The organism is Candidatus Obscuribacterales bacterium (assembly GCA_036703605.1).
Lineage (GTDB): Bacteria > Cyanobacteriota > Cyanobacteriia > RECH01 > RECH01 > RECH01.
This window is the reverse complement of sequence record DATNRH010000967.1, coordinates 1-1,255: the sequence shown is the minus strand read 5'-3', so window position 1 is coordinate 1,255 and position 1,255 is coordinate 1. Positions and strand designations below refer to the sequence as shown.

Sequence of the window (1,255 nt, the reverse complement as noted above, 5' to 3'; positions counted from 1 at the left end):
TCAACGCCACGGGTTTATGACATTCATCTAGGTTTGACACCCATGAGGCATCGCGAACGTCAGAAATCTTGCGATCGCTGCCAGCAGGTTCAAGGAACACTGTATCGAGTGCAGTGGATAAAGTCACAGATGTGGCAGTTTGTTTGTTCAGATTGCTGGATCAGCCTGCGCCAACATCATGCCGACTACCGCTATGGCGGAACATGGAAATCCAAGAAGCGCTCTTGATTCTAGACGTCAGAAGACGGGCAGACGTGTCTACATAGCTGCAAACTGTACGATAATTGCTATGAAGCTGATGAGAAATAAGACGAGCGTGGCTAATGATAGCATAGTGTATTTTTTCGAGTCCTAGATACTATAGCCATAGCCATCCCCGTGAGAACAACGGCTATGGGGCATAAGGTGAGAGATCCAGAAACCCCTACGTTCTAGATCTCTCACCTTATGCTGCTTGGGCCGAGAGCCAGAGCCTATGTCGTATCCCTTCGTCTAGCTCAGAATGAACGACGAGGCTGAGGATCTCCGCACTCATGCTAGACCGCATGTCTTAATCAAGGTGACGATTGCTATATCTACAGGCTATCCAATAGACACTGATATCTGGAGTGGGGATAACCGTCTAAAGGAGCGATCGCGACGTGTGGCGACAGCATAGGGCTCAAGGTTCAATCATGAAACGGTACGATCAGCAACGGGAATAAAGCCACCAAAAACCAGAGCCATTGGGCGGGATGGTGCGTTGCTTGCAGCGGGGCAGGAGTCAGTAGGGCCTGGATACGAGTGGTGATGCGATCGCCCATGAGGGTAAGACTAAATTCGGCGGCGACGTTTGAGAACAACGACTGTGGAGCTTGGGCAACTTGGATGAGGGCTTCAGCTAACACAATGGGATCAACAGACTGAGTTGCCCAGCGGTCAGCACGGATTTCTCGTAATAGCAATAGATCGTGCCACAGGCGATCGCTCTCAGGCAGCCAAGCTGTAAGCCGTCGTAAACAACCCAGCCAGAAAGTCCAGAACGTATCTCGATAGTGCCGATGCCCAGCCTCGTGGGCTAACACGGCCTGTAAATGAGGTTCATCAAGAGCTTGAAGCAGCCCGCGACTGATCACTAATATCAAGTCCGCTTAATCAGCCACACTTAGCATTGAAACGCCTTCCACCAATGGAACTGGGTCAAGCCTGAGATAAAGTCGGTAAGGTTCAGGAGTTGTACACAGCGCTGCTCTACCCGTTCCAGTAGGTCATCAAG

The 1,255-nt window shown here is 50.8% G+C and carries 1 protein-coding gene; it reads right to left on the bottom strand.

Features of this window, described 5'->3' with window-relative positions; all coding sequences use genetic code 11:
- Positions 1-668 precede the first annotated feature (668 nt).
- On the bottom strand, positions 669-1,115 hold the full coding sequence (locus V6D20_19795) for a M56 family metallopeptidase (protein ID HEY9818028.1): 447 nt from the start codon (positions 1,113-1,115) through the stop codon (positions 669-671).
- Positions 1,116-1,255 lie beyond the last annotated feature (140 nt).